Genomic DNA, 15,331 nt, shown 5'->3' with positions numbered 1-15,331 from the left:
TCGACACGCACCTCACGCTGGACTGCTTCGATGATGAAATCGGGGCAGCTGATTTCTCAGCACCGTGCGGGTCACGCCGGAGGACACCAGCGGCGCTTCGGTGGATCGTGAGCGGACCGCGACATCGCCGCGACGGCCCCGGCATCTCGACCAGCGCCAGCGCGACGGCCCGACGCCGTACGAAATGTCGCCAAGCTCGACCTCGGCGTGGTCGTCGAGCGGGCCGGCCGTCGTGGGGCCGGGGATGCCGGGGACGACCGGACGCCTCGACGCGTCGTCCTCGATGCGCAAGCGCACGCACGCCATGGCGCGCTCGATCGCGGGGCGCACCGAGGCGTCGAGGAAGGCGTGGCGGAAGCGGCGAGGAAGGCGTGGCGGAAGCGGCGCGCGAGCCCGGCGGCGAACAGGGCCGTGGCGCTCGTCTCCAGGTACATCTCGCCGGGCCGGTTCATGCTCGTCCATCACAGGCCGGTCTCCGGGTCCTGCGTCCAGCATCGCCGCGACCTGCCGCTCGAGCGACGCGGCCACGACCTCGTCGCGCTCGCCGGCGCGGATGAGCACGCTGCCAAACATGAAGAGCGAGTCGATCCAGAGCGTGCGCTCGAACCGCAGCGACACGCCGGTCGCCTCGGCAGCGGTGTCCCAGGGGCGCCGTCGAGGAGCCCCCGCATCCCCGCTCCATCCGCGCGGCGAACACTTCGGGCGAGCTGAGCAGAGCGTGTCGCCGCGCCCCGGCGCAGGCTGCGTCGCGCGCGCCCGCGGCGGCCTGAGCGGGAGGGGCGCGATCGCCGAGTGGTGCAATCCTGCGCGAGCGTCCGCCTGCTGTGGCGGAACGCGACGCGCATCGTCGCGCGATCACGCCCGCAGCCGCGAATCCTCGCCGCGGCAGGCTTTCCGCTGGGCGGCCTCCCGATTGCATTGCCCCGGCCGCGCTGGGGGGAATCGAGGAGGTTGGAATGGCGAACGAGCAGAAGCAGGGAGTCGGCGCGCAGGGACAGCAGGGCTCGGGTCTACAGGAAGGCCGCAGCGAGAGCAGCGTTGTCCCCGACAAGGACTACAACCTGGTCAGCGTGCTCTACCATGCTCTCCAGGGCGCGGAGACCTATGCGCAGTACGTTCAGGACGCGCAGAAGCAGGGTGATCAGGAGCTCGCCTCCTTCTTCAGCGAGGTGCGGCAGGAGGAGTTGCGGCTCGCGGAGCGCGCGAAGCACCTGCTCGGCCAGCGGCTGAGCGGCGGCGGGCGCGCGGGCCAGGGCGGCGCGCGCGGCAGCGCCTGACGCGATCCAGCGGTCGAATCGACGAGGCGCCAAGGATGCTCGGGGAGCGCGGTCTCCTCGGGCGTGCTTGGCGCCTTGTTTTGTGGTCGAAGCGCGAGGGACGATCCGTGGCGGGCGCCCGCTCGCAGCGCGCGCCGGAAGCTCGCGCGTGGGAGAGCCTCCGTGGTATGCGCCTGCACCATGCCCCTCCCCAAGCACCCCCGCGCCGTCATCACCGGCGCCGCCTCGGGCCTCGGCCGCGCGCTCGCCATCGAGCTCGCGGGCCGTCAGGCGAAGCTGCTCCTCGCCGACCTCGACGACGAAGGCTCCCGGGAAACGGCGCGCCTCGTCGCCAGCGCCGGCGGCGAGGCGCACGCGGTCCACTGCGACGTGAGCCGCAGCGAGGACGTCGCGGCGCTCGTGGGCGAGGCCGATCGCGCCCTCGGCGGCGTCGATCTCGTCGTGAACAACGCGGGCGTGTCCGCGGGCGGGGAGGTCGGTGAGACCCCCCTCGAGGACTGGGCGTGGGTCATGGGCGTCAACCTCTGGGGCGTCATCCACGGCTGCCACGCGTTCGCGCCGCGCTTCAAGGAGCAGAGGAGCGGGCACTTCCTGAACGTCGCCTCCGCCGCCGGCTTCCTCTCCATGCCCGGCGCCGCCTCGTACTGCGTGACCAAGGCCGGGGTCGTCGCCCTCTCCGAGACGCTGCGGCTCGAGCTCGCCCCGTACGGCGCCGGCGTGACGGTGCTCTGCCCGACCTTCTTCCTGACGAAGATCGTCGAGAGCGGACGCGGGTTCGATCAGGCGACCCGGGAGACCGTCCGCAAGCTCATGGGGCGCAAGGGCGTCCAGGCCGATTACGTGGCGCGGCTCGCCATCGAGGCGGTCGACGCCGACCGCCTCTACGCGGTGCCCCACCGCGACGGCCGGTGGATGTGGCGGATGAAGCGCGCCGTGCCCGCGCTGCTCCAGGACGTCGTCATGCCCCGGCTGACGCGCAAGGGGCACTGATCCGGGGCGCGCCGGCCACGGCGGGTCGACAGGCGATGCCAAGATCTTCGTGATCTTCTTGGCGCCCCTGGCGCCTTGGCGGTTCAAAAGACACCGCCTTCGGCGGAAGCACCTCACCCCCCGACCCGGTGCTTCGAAATCGATGTGATCCAACTCATGAGATCACCTCGTCTTCCGCAGAATAGCGCTCACGTCATCGCGCCTCCGAGTGGCCTCGTGTACGCCGGACCGTGGTGACCTCTGGTATCGTGGCATCTCCTATGCGTTCGCCGCTCCCTCCGCCCCTCGCCCTCGTCGCCCTGCTCCTGCCCGCGTGCAGCTCCACGGCGCCTCCGGGGCCCGAGGACAGGCTGCTCCGGTTCGAGTCCCCCGACGCCGCGGTCGAGATCCACACCGCGCCCTTCGCGCTGCGCATCCTCGACGCCGAGGGCAACACCGTGCTCGCGACCGTGACGGGGGCCGGAGACGGCGCCTACGGCGGCCCGGCGGCCACGATCGACGAGGCCGTCCACCGCACGGGCTTCCTGCCCGGCTGGGACGAGTTCACGCCCATCGAGGGCCCCTGGCGGCGCGCCGCCCACGCGACGGTCCGCGCGGAACGGAGCGACGGCGCCACGCTCGAGCTCGCCCGCGATGGGCTCTTCCTGACGCTCGACGTGTCGCTCGAGGGCCCGCGCGTCCGCCTCGCGCTCGACGCCCGCGAGGCCGAAGGCCAGGCGGAGCCCGGCGCGCTGAACAAGACGAGCCTCTCGTTCGCGCTCGGCCAGGACGAGCACTTCTACGGCCTCGGCGAGCGCTTCGCGACCGTCGATCACCGGGGCCAATCGCTGTACGCGTGGGCCGAGGAGGGCGGCCTCGGCCAGGGCGAAGACGCGCCCGCAGGGCCGGGCAATCCGTATCCGAACGGCCCGTCGATGACCTATTTCCCCGTCCCGTTCTTCCTCTCGAGCCAGGGCTACGGCGTCCACCTCGACACCACGTTCCGGAGCGAGGTCCACCTCGGCAGCGAGGCGAGCGACACGTGGCGGATGGCCGTCGACGCGCCTTCGTTCGCCACCACCATCTACGTGCGATCCGAGCCGCTCGCGGCGATCGCCGATTACACCGAGGACACCGGGCGCGCCCCCGTGCCCGCGCCGTGGGTGTTCGGCCCGCGACGGCGCGTCAACCGAGGAGCGATGATCGACGGGGTCGACGAATACCTCCTCATGCGCCAGCGCAAGATCCCGATCACCGGGATCGACGACGCCCTCCATTTCCTCCCGGCGCTCTCGCACCTCGGCGTCGAGACCGAGGTCGCGCAGTGGACGAGCGACCTGCACGCCGCCGGCTACAAGGTCATGGCCTACAACAACCCCTACATCGCCGAGAACGCGCCGAACGCCGAGGCCGATTACACCTACGCAAAGGACCATGGCTTCCTCGTGAAGGGCCCGGACGGCGAGCCCTCGCTCACCACCTTCATCTCCGGCCAGCTCCTCACGGTGGCCGCGGTCGATCTCACGAACCCCGACGCGGTGGCCTGGTACAAGGACCTCCTGCGCCGCACGCTCGACCTCGGCTACGACGGCTGGATGCACGATTTCGGCGAGTACACGGCGCACGACGCCGTGTTCCACGACGGCCGCCGCGGCGCCGAGGTCCACAACGAGTTCCCGGTCCTCTCGGCGCGCGCGGCGCACGAGCTCCTCGAGGAGGAGCGCCCCGGCGATTACCTCTTCTTCGTGCGCTCGGGCTACAGCGGGACCCAGGCGCTCGTGCCCGCGGTCTGGGGCGGCGACGCCGAGGCGACCTTCGACGAGACCCAGGGGCTCCCGTCGGCGGTGCGCGGCGGGCTCAACCTGTCCATGTCGGGCGTGCCCTACTGGGGCAGCGACATGACCGGATTCAAGTGCATCACCAGCGCCCCCAACGACAAGGAGGTCTTCCTCCGGTGGGTCCAGCTCGGCGCCGCGTCGCCGATCATGATGGAACAGGACGCGTGCTCCAATCCGGTCACGAAGAAGACGAAATGGAAGCTCTGGAACGACCAGGCGACGCAGGACGTCTATGCGAAGTACGCCCGCCTGCACACGCGCCTCCTGCCGTATTTCATGACGCTGGCCGAGGAGGCGGCGAACAGCGGCAAGCCGCTGTCGATGCACCCGTTCCTGCTGCACCCGCGCGACCCGGCGGCGTGGTCCGTCGACGACGCGTACTACCTGGGCCCCGCCCTCTACGTGGCGCCGGTGGTGCGGCGCGGCGAGACCTCGAGGAAGGCGTGGCTGCCGCCCGGCGCCCAGTACGTCGATCTCGACGATCTCACGGCCTACGCGGGCGGCCGCGAGCAGGTGATCCCGGCGCCGCTCGAGAAGCTGCCGCTCCTGCTCGTCTCGGGGCAGATCCTCCCGCTGCTCGACCCGAGCATCGACACGCTGGCGCCCGCGACCGACCCGTCGGTGGTGACGCTCGAGCAGGTGAGCGACCGGCTCGACGTCCTGGTGGCGCTCCCGCCTGGCGGGCGGGCGCGCCTGACGCTCGCCGACGGCACCACGCTGGAGGCGTCGCGCGGGGCGGAGCAGGGCAACCCGGGCGCCCTCGAGGAGGCGAGCGCGGCCACCATCGAGGCGTGCGCGTCGTGCTTCCTCGCGACGAGCCAGGGCGACGTGGAGCGCCTCCGCGCCACCTCGAAGCTCGCCGAGAGCTCGGAGATCGCGCTCGGGGACGTCACCCTCACCGCGAAGGGCGGCCCCGCGCGGCGCGTCCGCTGGGACGTGCTCCGGCTCCGGCCGTGAGCGCGGACCAGTGGCCCGAGAGCGTGAGCAGAGGGGCGAGGGGCGCCCGTTCGTTCGCGCCGGCGGCCATTGCGGGCGTGCCGGGCGCGGCGTCGAAGGTCACGTCCTGCAGGGCCCGACGATCGCACGGCGCCGGGCCGTCGCCCGCGCACGCGCGGAGATGGGTGAGCTGCCCCGAGCTCGGATCATGGTCGATCTGACGGTGCAGGCGGGTCCTGGCGCACGAGCCGGTCGTACGCCGTGTCGTACGTGTTGGTCTGCGTCACCGTCGCCGCCTCCGCACCCCGCTCCGCTGCACTGCGCGTCGCGCATGGCAACCCGCAGCCCGGGATCGGCGTTGTCGCGGCGCGCCGCGAGCCTCCATCCGATGCGTCACGGCCAATACGGCTACTGCTAATACGTATCCCCTGGCTGCCTCACTCTCCAGACGACGTCATGAAGATTTTGGACGCCCTGGGCTGCGAGGAGATTTCTCACGGCGTCCAGGTGGACCTGGGTCAGTTGCTGCCCATCCGAGCGCGTGCTGCCATTGGAATACGTAGAATCGAGGTCCGCTCTAAAGAAACGGTTCCCATAAACCGAGTTCACTCCCGGAGTCAGCCTGCCACCCGCTTGAGCGACTCCCCGATTGTCGCCGCCCGGCTCCGCCAGATCGTCGTGGGTGATCGGGCGTGGATTACCCGCATTGGTCAGCGCGCGGGCGCCCTGATTCACCGCCGCCACGTGGACGACGTTGTTCCTGGTAACGACAAACACGTAAGATTGATTGAAGTCCAGCTGATGGATGTTCGTGAGCGACTCCACCTCTACCCCTTCGCGCCTGTTTCCCGGGCGTCCTGTGGTGTAGATCTTCGGCGCGCTGAGGTCTGCGGGCACGATATGTTGCGCGCGGGTAGGGGGGGCGACCAAGGGCTGCGGGCGAGGCCGCCGCCCCGCCTGTTGCCCCCCACCTGCGGAACTCCCCATCATGAGGCCCGACTCGTCGACGAAGTTGACGGGGTCGTGACCGGCGTAAGCGTAGGGGTGGCACTCGAGCGGGCTCCTCGCGCAGAGCTCGGGCTCGCCGAGCGCAAAGGGATCCGGCGTCGTAAAGCTCGCGAGCGCTGGCACGTAGTCGCGCGCCCCCATGTGCACGAGCCCGGTCTCTGGATCGCGGAGCTGGCCGGTGAAGCCGAGGACCAGCTCGGTGCTGCCGAGGCCCGGAGCGGTTGGCTGGACGTCGCGCGCGAGCGCGCCGAACGGCGTCGTGTCGGCCGTGAACACCGCCTCGCCGCGCTCGTCGACAACGCGCTGGACGACCCCGAGCTGGTCGTCGATGAGCGAGAGCACGCGCGCCTCGTTGACGAGCACCACAGCGCGGTGGCCTCCGACGCGGACGAGGGTCTGGCGCTCTACGCCATCGTCACGCGTCCTCGGCGTGGGGTAGACCACGAGCGCCCCAGCCACCTCGCGACCTCCCTCGCGGCGGAACATCCGCCTGGAGAGCCGCTCGCCGGCGTAATCGTAACCGTACACCAAGAGGCCGCCGTCGACCTCGACGCGCCGGAGTCGGCCCCAGGGGTCGTACTCGGCGTTGCGAAAGCGCCCAAACGCGGTGAGCCGCCCGAAGCTGTCGAGCTGACCACCGCCCTCTTCGGGCAACGGCAACGCATCGCGCCCGGCCTCGACGACGAACGGCCGTGCCTCGGCGCCCTCTCCGAACGACGCGACCTGGCCAGCGGGCGTATACGCATACGTGTGCGCCACGCCCGCCACGACGGCTCCGAGCAGCTCGCCGCGCGCGCTGTAGGTGTACGAGGAGGCGCCGGACGCCGCCGCGCGCGGGGCGCTCTCGCGCGCCGCGAGGACACGCCCATCGGCGCGGCGGTCATACGCGACGTCCTGCAGGGGCCCGAGCGCACAGGGGTCCGCCCCTTCGCCCGCGCACGCCTTGAGGTGCGTGAGCTGCCCCGAGCTCGGGTCATAGCCGAGCTGGCGGTGCAGGCGGGTGGAGGGGATACGGTAGCTCGCGAGCTGACCGCGCGGGTCATAGGTGATCTCCGTCATGAGCGGCGCAGCCGCGCGCCCCCCGGCCGACCAGGCGATCGACGACGGCGCGCCCCAGGACGTCCGCGCAAACGACAGCGTGTTGCCGAACGGATCGCGGTACGACGCGACCGTCCCGTCGAGGCCGTACGTCCAGCGCTCCTCGTAGTCGCGGCGCGTGTCCCCGGCATCGAGGGACATCGTCCGGGCGATCGTCCGCCCGTCGCGATCGTACGCGAAGGAATCGTGGACGAGGTGCCCGCTGACCCGATCCGAGGTCGTCGCCTCGACGAGCTGCCCGATGAGCTCGGGGCGCTGCGCGTCCCCTTCCCGACCGTCGTAGACGAAGGAGCGCTCATCCCAGCCGTCCGGGCGCGACGAGGAGGACGCGAAGATGTCCGTCGGGCGGCCGAGCGCGTCGAAGGTCGTCTCGACGCTCTCCCACACAGCGAACGCCCGATCCCACGTGCGCATCTCCGTCGCCCGACCGCGCGTGTCGCGGACCCACAGGCGGGTGAGGCCTCCCGAGAGCGAGGTCATCACGAGGTTGCCCGCCGAGTCGTACGCCATGCGGCGCGGGGCTCCCGCCCCTGCGGGCGCGACGGCGCGCAGGCTGCCGCGTTCGTCGCGCTCGTAGCGTTGCACCTGCCCGAGCTCGTCGACGAGCGCGTAGACCTCGTCGCCGCGCGCCACCCTGAGGCGCGTCTCGACGGGCCCATCGCTTCCACCGCGCTGCTCCTCGACGCGCTGGCCCCACGGATGATGGGAGATGCGCGCGACAAGCCCCGCGGCATCGGTGCTGGCCACGACGCGCCCGAGCCCGTCGTAGGCCGCGGCCGTGCCGCGCGCGGTGCCCTCGGGCGACGGGAAGCGACCGCCATCGAACGCTGTGCCGACATCCACCGCGGTCGAATACGGGAGCGCGTCGAAGATCGCGTCGCCCCGGCGCCCATAGCGGTTGAACGCGACGACCCGCGCGCCCCCGGCCTCGTGCTTCACCGCTTGGCCGACGGAGAGCCCGTCCGCCCGGAAGCCGGCCAGTCGCTCGATAAGCCCGCTCCCCGCGTCCTCCGCCGTGCGCCGCTCGGTGACGCGAACCAGCGCGGGGGTTTGCGCGCCGGCGTCGCGGTAGGAGATGTGTCTCTCGGCGCCGCTGGAGCGCACCCGATGCATGGGACGATGGCGGGCGTCGTACTCGGTGAGCTCCACCTCGCCCTGCGGCGTCCGGACATGCGTGGGCAAGAAGCTCCGCGCCGGGACGACGCCCTCGGCCGGCGGGGCGAGCGAGATCAGCGCGCAGCCTGTCGTGCCGTAGCAGTACTGCGTGGCGTGGCCGAGCGCGTTGCGCGTCTCGACCAGCAAGACGCCGGTCGCGTCGTAGAAGTTCGTGCCCACGAGCCCGAGCGTGTCCGAGGTCTCCACCACGTTGCCGAAAACGTCATACCGTGACACCTGCACCTGGGTGCGCGGCGCCACGAGCGGCGCACGCACCGCCGCGGGCAATGCGGCGAGCGCCTCCGCGTCGATGAGGATCGGCTGCGTCACCCGCACCGGCAGCGGAAGGTCGGACCCGTATTCATACGATGTCCTCTGCAGCACCCGCCCCGACGCCCCCGCGAGCAGCGATCGCTCCCGCACCGCCGTCAGCACGCCGCGCGCCTCCCAGCCCGCGTCGTACGTGAAGGTGCTCACGTAGCTCCGCGCCGGCAGCTCCGTCCCGTTCGGCCCGGCGACCGCGGACAGCGACTGCTCCTGGCGCACGAGCCGGTTGTAGGCCGTGTCGTACGTGTTGGTCTGCGTCACCGTCGCCGCCTCGGCGCACGACGCCGCTCCGCTGCACTGCGCGTCGCGCGAGCTCGTCTGCCGCAAGAACGCCGGCGTCCTCGGCCCGGGCGCCGGCGGCACCAGGGCCCACGCCTCCTCGTGCACGCCGAGCAGCGCCTCCACCGCGTAGGGCTCCTCGCTCCACGTCTCCGCCGTCTGCGAGGCCCCGTCGATGCCGCGCGGCCACGCGCTCGCGCTCGCGGCGATCCGCGCCGCCTGCGCGCTCGTCAGCCGCGGGTGGAAGACCTCCTCGGTGGCCAGCTTGCCAGCGAAGAAGCGCCTCACCGGCGCAGCCGCCGACGCCACCTGGTAAGCGCGCCGGAAAACCACGCTCGCCGAGCTGTCGTCGCCGTAATCGAGCTCCTCGCACTGCCCGAAGCCTGCGAAGTCGCGCTCTCGCTCGTTGAAGTACGGCGCGTGGTACTGAAACTCCCGCACCCGCGGCGCCTCGTCCCCCACCGCCGTCAGATGCCGCTTCACCACCGTCGCCGGAGACGGCAGCGCCCGCACCCGCGCGTCATCCCGGCCGAAGCGCCGCGCATCCCGGATCAGCTCGTCCGTGCTCGTCGCGTACTGCACCGCGTGCCTGAGCCCGGGGCCCTCCTCCGCCTCCGCAAGGAGGTCAGGGCCGATCAGGTTCTTCACCCCGTCTCGGTTGAAGTCGATGACCTTGAGCCGGCCCCCGCCCGCGTTCGGCTCGTACACGAGGATCTCCTCCAGCCCGTCCGCGTCGATGTCCAGGACCCGGGTGTTCCACTTGTTCTCCGGATCGACCGACACCCCTTCATCCAGCGGCATGCGCCGCTCGGCGGCAAAGCCCCGCTCTCCTCGTCCGAGCCGCACGCTGAGCTCGTTGGCCGCCGCCGTCACGTTGACAAGGTCCATCTCCCCGTCCCCGTTGACGTCCATCAGCCACATCGCGTTGACGTTCTGGCTCGCCGACAGCCCTGACACCGACACGAAGCGGCCCTGCGCGCACACCGAGTCTCTCGCGCTCGGATCCCCGAACAAGAGCGCTCCCGCCACCAGCCTCGCCACCGGCGCCCCGCCTGTCGGGTACGCCGCGTTCACCTTCCCCTGGTTCTCGTAGACGCAGATGCCCTTCTCCCCGGCCCCGCTCGACCGGATCACCGCAAAGTCGGTCAGCCCGTCGCCGTTCGCGTCAAGGAACCGATACGCCGGGTTGTCGAGCTCCGTCCCCGCCCCTTGCCGGTACGGGAACGTCAGCCCCTCCAGCTTCACGAACGACAGCGCGCTCTCGCCCGGCCGCGTCACGTTGATGAACGCCGTCCACGTGCTGTCCGTCGACCCGGCCACCGTCGTGAGCAGGTCCGCCTTGCCGTCGGCGTTCAGGTCCACCGCCTGCGTCCGGCCCCGCGCGAACCGCGCCAGCTCGACCTCCAGCACCTTCGAGCTCACCGCGGCCGCAAACGGCCGCGCCCGGTCCGCGCGGCCCGGATAGTGCGCCAGCTCCGTTCGCGTCCCCGACGCCGTCGCCTGCACGAGGTCCGTTCGACCGTCGCCGTCGAAGTCGCCCGAGAGAAACACGCTCGTCACCTGCGCCGCCGCGTCGAACCGCGGCACGTCTCTCCGCGACACCCCGCCGATCGTCCGCTCCACGGTCAGCGGCGTGCCGCTCGGCGTGAACAGACTCGCCTCCGCGAGATCTCCGCTGTTGTACGACGGCACGCTCACCCCCTCGCGCGCCGAATACCGCACGATGTCCGTCAGGCCGTCCGAGTTGATGTCGATCAGCTCCGAGCCACCGCTCGGACCGAAGCCGAACACGTCCGGCACGTCCATGTCATAGACCAGCTCGTGGCCGCTCAGGTCGTCCGCTCCCCACGCCGTGTACCGGAACCGGATCAGCGGCTCGGCCGGCGTCGACCGATCGAACGGCCCCTGGCCGCGCCCGAACCGAACCACCCCCAGCAGCTTGCTCTCGCTGCTCAGCGCCGCCGCCACCCGCTGCCGGTCAGGCTCGAAGTCTTCGCCCGCCAGCGCCTGACAATCCGGATGCGTCACGAGCTCCGGGCCGCCCTCGCCGGACACCGCGTGCACGAAGCACCACGTGGACATCGGCTCGCCGTCGAAGCTCGCCACGAGCTTCGTGTACAGCTGCCCCGGCCCCTGCGGATAGCCCATCAGGTGGCTCACCCGCTCTTCGCGCCGCGCCACCGACTCCAGCGTGTACACCGAGCGGCCCCCGGCGAACCGCACGCTCTTGAGGTACGACCGCTCGCCCGCCTTCGTGTACTCGTACGACACCGCGTCGCCCGTCGGCGAGATGGCGTGCACCAGCGGCCACCGCGTCGGGGAAAACGACGTCGAGCCCGCCACCCCCTCCGCCACGGTCGCGTCCTCGCTGTAGATCTCCCGCCGGCCGTCCGGATACACCACCTCGAACCCGGTGAACGAAAGGCTCTCCAGCGCGCCCGACCCACCGCGGATCGCCACGGTCCCGCCGTCCATATGTCGGTAGATCCGAACGGTCGACTCCGCGGCATCGAGCCGGTATTCGATCTTCCTCTTACCGCTCACCGTCTCCGTCTTCACCCAGACCAGACGCTCGGCGCCCAGCGACAGACGCGCCAGCGTATCCTGCGTGTCCGACTCGCGGGCCCGATACGGCACGCCCAGGTCGGTCGTCATCTGGATCGACGGCACGCTCAGGCTGAACCCCACGCCGAACCCCGCCGAGAAGTCCGCCGGCACCGACCCGGACGACAGCACGACCTCCGCTGCGGACGACCCGCGCGACGGCAAGGTGGGAAACGCAAGGCTCGCCGACAGCTCACCGCGCTCCGGCGAGACCGCGACGCGGAGCCCCGGCCGCGGCGCCAGCGCCGACACATCGCTGGGCGACACGCCCGCCGACGACGCCGCACGCTCGATCCCCTCCTCGGAGCTCGTCACGTCGTCCCCGGGCACGTTGCCCCCGCACGCGGCCAGCACGAGGGCCAGACCGCCAGACCATAACCATCTTCGTCTCTTCATCCTTCATTCACTCCATCGTACGAATTGCCACTGCATTGTCGACGAGCGCGCTTGCGGCCCCCTCCGCGCCGATGCGCCCGTCGGCAAAATCAATCCAGACCGGGGCGAGGGCCGTCTCCGCGGCGCGCACGCTCGCGCGATCCACCGAAACCGCGGGCGCGCCCAGCGCGCGCTCCTGCTCCGCCTGCTCGGGCGCCGGCGCCTCTGCGACGCCGCCCTGCGCGCCCGGCGGCTCCGATAAGGGCAGCTTTCCGAGCACCGCGAAGACACGCTTCTGCCCTTCGCCGCGGAGGTAGGCGACAACGCCGTCCGCGGCGCTCGCCTCGCGATCCTTCCGCGCCGGCGCGCGCTCCACGCCGTACATGCGCCGCACGCCCCTGAGCGGCGGCCCGCCGCGCGCGAGCGACGGCAGCGGCGCCACGCCGAGGTCCTCGCCGAGCGCGCGCCGGAGCTCGGGGATCCGCCACTCGCCGAGGATCGCGAACGGCGCCTGCCGCTCCACGAGCAGGCGTACCGCGCAGTCCGACGCGCACGCATGAGGCGCAAGGCCGCGCGAGAAGCGCAGATCACCGAGGAGCGCGAAGGCGTCCCGCGCGCTCGCCTTTGCCTCCTGGGGCGGCGCCTCGGACCAGAAGACGTCCGAGAAGAACGGGAGCAGGTGATAGGCCTCCTCGGGCAGCGCGAGGCCGTACGCCACCTCTCCCTTCGCTTTCATCGAGAGCGCCTGCGCTATGAGATCCGGAAAGCTCGCCGGCGGCTCGGCGACGCGGCTGCGGTCATAGGCGAGCACCGCGTAGTCCGCGGCGAAGAGCGGCGCGACCTTGTCCGCCTCCGCGGGCTCGAAGGAACGCAGGACGAGGTGCGCGCCCCCGGCCCCCGCGAGGCCCTCCGACGCGAGGGGCCTGTAGGTCACGCGCACGCGCACGCCCGGGTGCCCCTCCAGATAAGGCTTCAAGAGCTCCTCGACGCGCGCCCCGAACTCGGCGCTCACCGTCTGCGCGAGCTCGAGATCCACACCCCGATCGACCTCGGCGCGCCGCAGCACGAGGTACGCGAGCGACAGCGCAAGAGACACGATCCCCACCGCCGCGGCCGCGGCGCCGATTCTCTCTCTCTTTGTCATGGTTCTTCTCGCCTTATTCGCCCGTGGGATCCCACAGCGTCGCCGATTCGAAGGTGCAAGCGCCCTGCCTCAGGCCATACGTGATCTCGCTGAACTCCGGCCTGTCGAAGATGATCCTCGCCGTCCCTCCCGACAGCCGCGAGGGACAGCGGAGCACGTGCCCGAAGTTGGCGACCCTGGTGTTCACGAAGTTAAGCTGGCTCCTGCCCGTCACCGAGAGCATGACCGACTCGCGATCGAAGTAGCCGGGCGTGCTCGTAAACGTGCTGTCGACCGCGAGGAGACCATCCTCGGGCCACGTCGCGCGGTCGTCGCTCCACGCCACCGCCATGGGACCTGACACGCGCATCCCGACGACGAAGGCCTGCACGTCGGCGCTGAGCGTCAGCGCGCGGAAGCTCGCGACCGAGCCCCCGATCCACGCCCCCCGGAGATCCACGAGGTCGTCCGCCGTGAGCCCAGGCTGGGCGAGCGACTCGATGGTATGTGCCCCGGCGACCGGCCACGAAACGATGGATACGCGCGCCCGGTCGGCCGACACCCCGTCGGTGAAGGCGCGCACGCTCGAGCTGTGGAGCGCGAGCGTGCCTCCCGAGAACACGATGCCTTTGTAGAACACCGGCGCTGTGTCGCCGCCGATCACGACGTCGCGGACCCGAAGGACGAGCCCTCGCACAGCGCTGCCCGCCGCCTGCACGCCCACGCGCGCGAGCGGCTTCGGCGGGCCCGCGGTGCCCCCCGTCGGCGGGCGCGACACGAGCCGGAGGTGCTCGAGATCGACCGTCAGATCCCCCTGCACCGAGATGGCCGGCTGCGCCTCGGTGCACGGGGCGCCCGTGCCGAAGCCGCAGGTCGGCTGCGCAACGCTGATGATCGATCCCTCCGGCACGCCGACCATGCGCACCCTGCGCATCCTCGCGGGGAGCACCGCCGCGTCCAAGGTGAACGGCTGCCGGCTCAACGTGGCGCCCTTGCCCACGCGGACCTCCAGGGCCTCGGCGTCCACCGCGCAGCTCCGCGTCAACGTGGCGACGGTCGTTGTCGACAGGTCCGCGCCCTCGCGGAGCGTGACCGAGCACGTGCGGTCCGGCACGAGGCACGGGAGCGAGACCGAAGGGGGCGCCGCGCCCTCGCTCTTGCCGGCGTTGTAAGCCGCGATGAGCCGCGTCAGCCACGTTCCGCCGCCGTCGTGGCCCGTGAGGCCGAAATGGCGCTCCCAGGTCTCGCCCGCGGTGCAGAGGGGCAGATCCAGGACGACGCCGCCGAGCGGCGCGCGCCGGCTCGTCGTCCCGTTGAGCTCGAGGCGGTCCGTATAGTCCCTTCGCGCCCCGTCCAGGCACCCGCCGGTGGTCGGATCGAGCGACCCGCTCTCGCACTCGAGGTAACCGTCCCTCAGGACCTTGTGCGCCGGGACCCAGTCCGCCGCGCCGCACCGCGAGAGGCACACATCAAAGAACGGCATGTCGGGCCGGATCTCTTCGTCTTCCGGGACGACGTCGGTCGACTCCGACGAGCTCGGCACGGCGAGGAGCCTCCTCAGGCCGGCGAGCCCGCTCTCGCGCTCGGCGTCGGTGAGGTCGTTGTAGGGCCGCCCGTCGAGCGACTCGACGAAGAACGACGTATCCCCCTTCTTGACGAGCACCATCCACCGGAACTCCACGCTCGGCAACCAGGCCGAGTGGACCTCCCAGCCGTCGTAGGGCTCGGTCGCGCGCTCGTTCGCGCACGAGAGCTCGATCGGCGTGGCGCCCGGCTCGGGCGTCCACCCGGGGCTCCCCAGGGGAGGGGCCGGCGCGCGCCGCGCGCGCTCGGCGATCCCGAGGTGCTTCATCAGCCCGCCGCAGCGGTTGGGAATGACGAAATAGCGCCCGGGCCCGGCCTCGGGGGGTTCGCCATCCAGCCGGACCTCGAGGCGCGACAGGCCCTGCGTCCTCGGCTCCGCGTAGACGTTCGCGTCCGCGGCGATCCGGTCCGGACACGCGATCATCGGCGTCGTCGCGTCGAAGACGACGTCGGTCCGCTCGGCGATCGCGCTCTGCCTCACGCCGAAGAGCTCGCGCACGACGCGCTCGTCGAGGCACCCCTCCAGGCGGAGCAGGAGCGTCGTCCCGTCCTCCTGCGGCAGCTCGGCGGCATACCGCATCTCCGAGCCCGCCTCGCCGATCGCGCGGTAGCGAAACAGCGTCGGCCTGGCGGCCAGGAGGGCGTGCTCGCTCGTCACCGCCATCTCGGGCTCACCCGCATCTCCGCACGCGCTCGCAACGACCGGGACGAGCGCCCACAACCATCTTCGCGTGTTCAACTTGGCCTCGCTACGAAAG

General features: G+C 71.5%; 7 protein-coding genes. 3 read left to right on the top strand and 4 right to left on the bottom strand.

From position 1 onward, the window contains the following. Positions 1–12 precede the first annotated feature (12 nt). Positions 13–561: a hypothetical protein gene (locus tag WME83_RS07480; RefSeq protein ID WP_437318563.1), complete on the bottom strand. Its 549-nt coding sequence runs from the start codon at positions 559–561 to the stop codon at positions 13–15. A 395-nt stretch (positions 562–956) separates the two neighbouring features. Between WME83_RS07480 and WME83_RS07475 the strand changes: the two genes are divergently transcribed. The 3 genes from WME83_RS07475 to WME83_RS07465 all read left to right on the top strand — a co-directional run bounded on the left by WME83_RS07475 (position 957) and on the right by WME83_RS07465 (position 5,041). Then, positions 957–1,277, top strand: coding sequence for a hypothetical protein (locus WME83_RS07475; RefSeq protein WP_437318562.1), 321 nt, complete (start codon positions 957–959; stop codon positions 1,275–1,277). A gap of 180 nt (positions 1,278–1,457) precedes the next feature. Beyond that, positions 1,458–2,267: an SDR family NAD(P)-dependent oxidoreductase gene (locus WME83_RS07470; RefSeq protein ID WP_437318561.1), complete on the top strand. Its 810-nt coding sequence runs from the start codon at positions 1,458–1,460 to the stop codon at positions 2,265–2,267. Positions 2,268–2,527: 260 nt separating this feature from the next. Next, positions 2,528–5,041, top strand: coding sequence for a TIM-barrel domain-containing protein (locus WME83_RS07465; RefSeq protein ID WP_437318560.1), 2,514 nt, complete (start codon positions 2,528–2,530; stop codon positions 5,039–5,041). Positions 5,042–5,434: 393 nt separating this feature from the next. On the opposite strand, the gene WME83_RS07460 is transcribed toward WME83_RS07465, so the two are convergent. The 3 genes from WME83_RS07460 to WME83_RS07450 are packed head-to-tail and all read right to left on the bottom strand — an operon-like array spanning position 5,435 to position 15,312. Then, complete coding sequence (locus WME83_RS07460; RefSeq protein WP_437318559.1) at positions 5,435–11,887, bottom strand: RHS repeat-associated core domain-containing protein; 6,453 nt, start codon at positions 11,885–11,887, stop codon at positions 5,435–5,437. A gap of 7 nt (positions 11,888–11,894) precedes the next feature. After that, on the bottom strand, positions 11,895–13,010 hold the full coding sequence (locus tag WME83_RS07455) for a hypothetical protein (RefSeq protein WP_437318558.1): 1,116 nt from the start codon (positions 13,008–13,010) through the stop codon (positions 11,895–11,897). A gap of 13 nt (positions 13,011–13,023) precedes the next feature. After that, positions 13,024–15,312, bottom strand: a complete 2,289-nt coding sequence (locus WME83_RS07450; RefSeq protein WP_437318557.1) for a hypothetical protein — start codon at positions 15,310–15,312, stop codon at positions 13,024–13,026. Positions 15,313–15,331: the final 19 nt, after the last annotated feature.

It is taken from the genome of Sorangium sp. So ce385 (genome assembly GCF_051474135.1).
In the GTDB taxonomy this organism is placed as follows: domain Bacteria; phylum Myxococcota_A; class Polyangia; order Polyangiales; family Polyangiaceae; genus Sorangium; species Sorangium cellulosum_D.
The sequence above is the reverse complement of the archived record's forward strand: the minus strand, read 5'-3'. Positions and strand labels throughout refer to the sequence as shown.

Excerpts from the sequence above, each read along its gene's own strand:
- WME83_RS07475 (WP_437318562.1), top strand. The coding sequence starts at position 957 with ATGGCGAACGAGCAGAAGCAGGGAGTCGGCGCGCAGGGACAGCAGGGC.
- WME83_RS07470 (WP_437318561.1), top strand. The coding sequence starts at position 1,458 with ATGCCCCTCCCCAAGCACCCCCGCGCCGTCATCACCGGCGCCGCCTCG.
- WME83_RS07465 (WP_437318560.1), top strand. The coding sequence starts at position 2,528 with ATGCGTTCGCCGCTCCCTCCGCCCCTCGCCCTCGTCGCCCTGCTCCTG.
- WME83_RS07460 (WP_437318559.1), bottom strand. The coding sequence starts at position 11,887 with ATGAAGAGACGAAGATGGTTATGGTCTGGCGGTCTGGCCCTCGTGCTG.
- WME83_RS07455 (WP_437318558.1), bottom strand. The coding sequence starts at position 13,010 with ATGACAAAGAGAGAGAGAATCGGCGCCGCGGCCGCGGCGGTGGGGATC.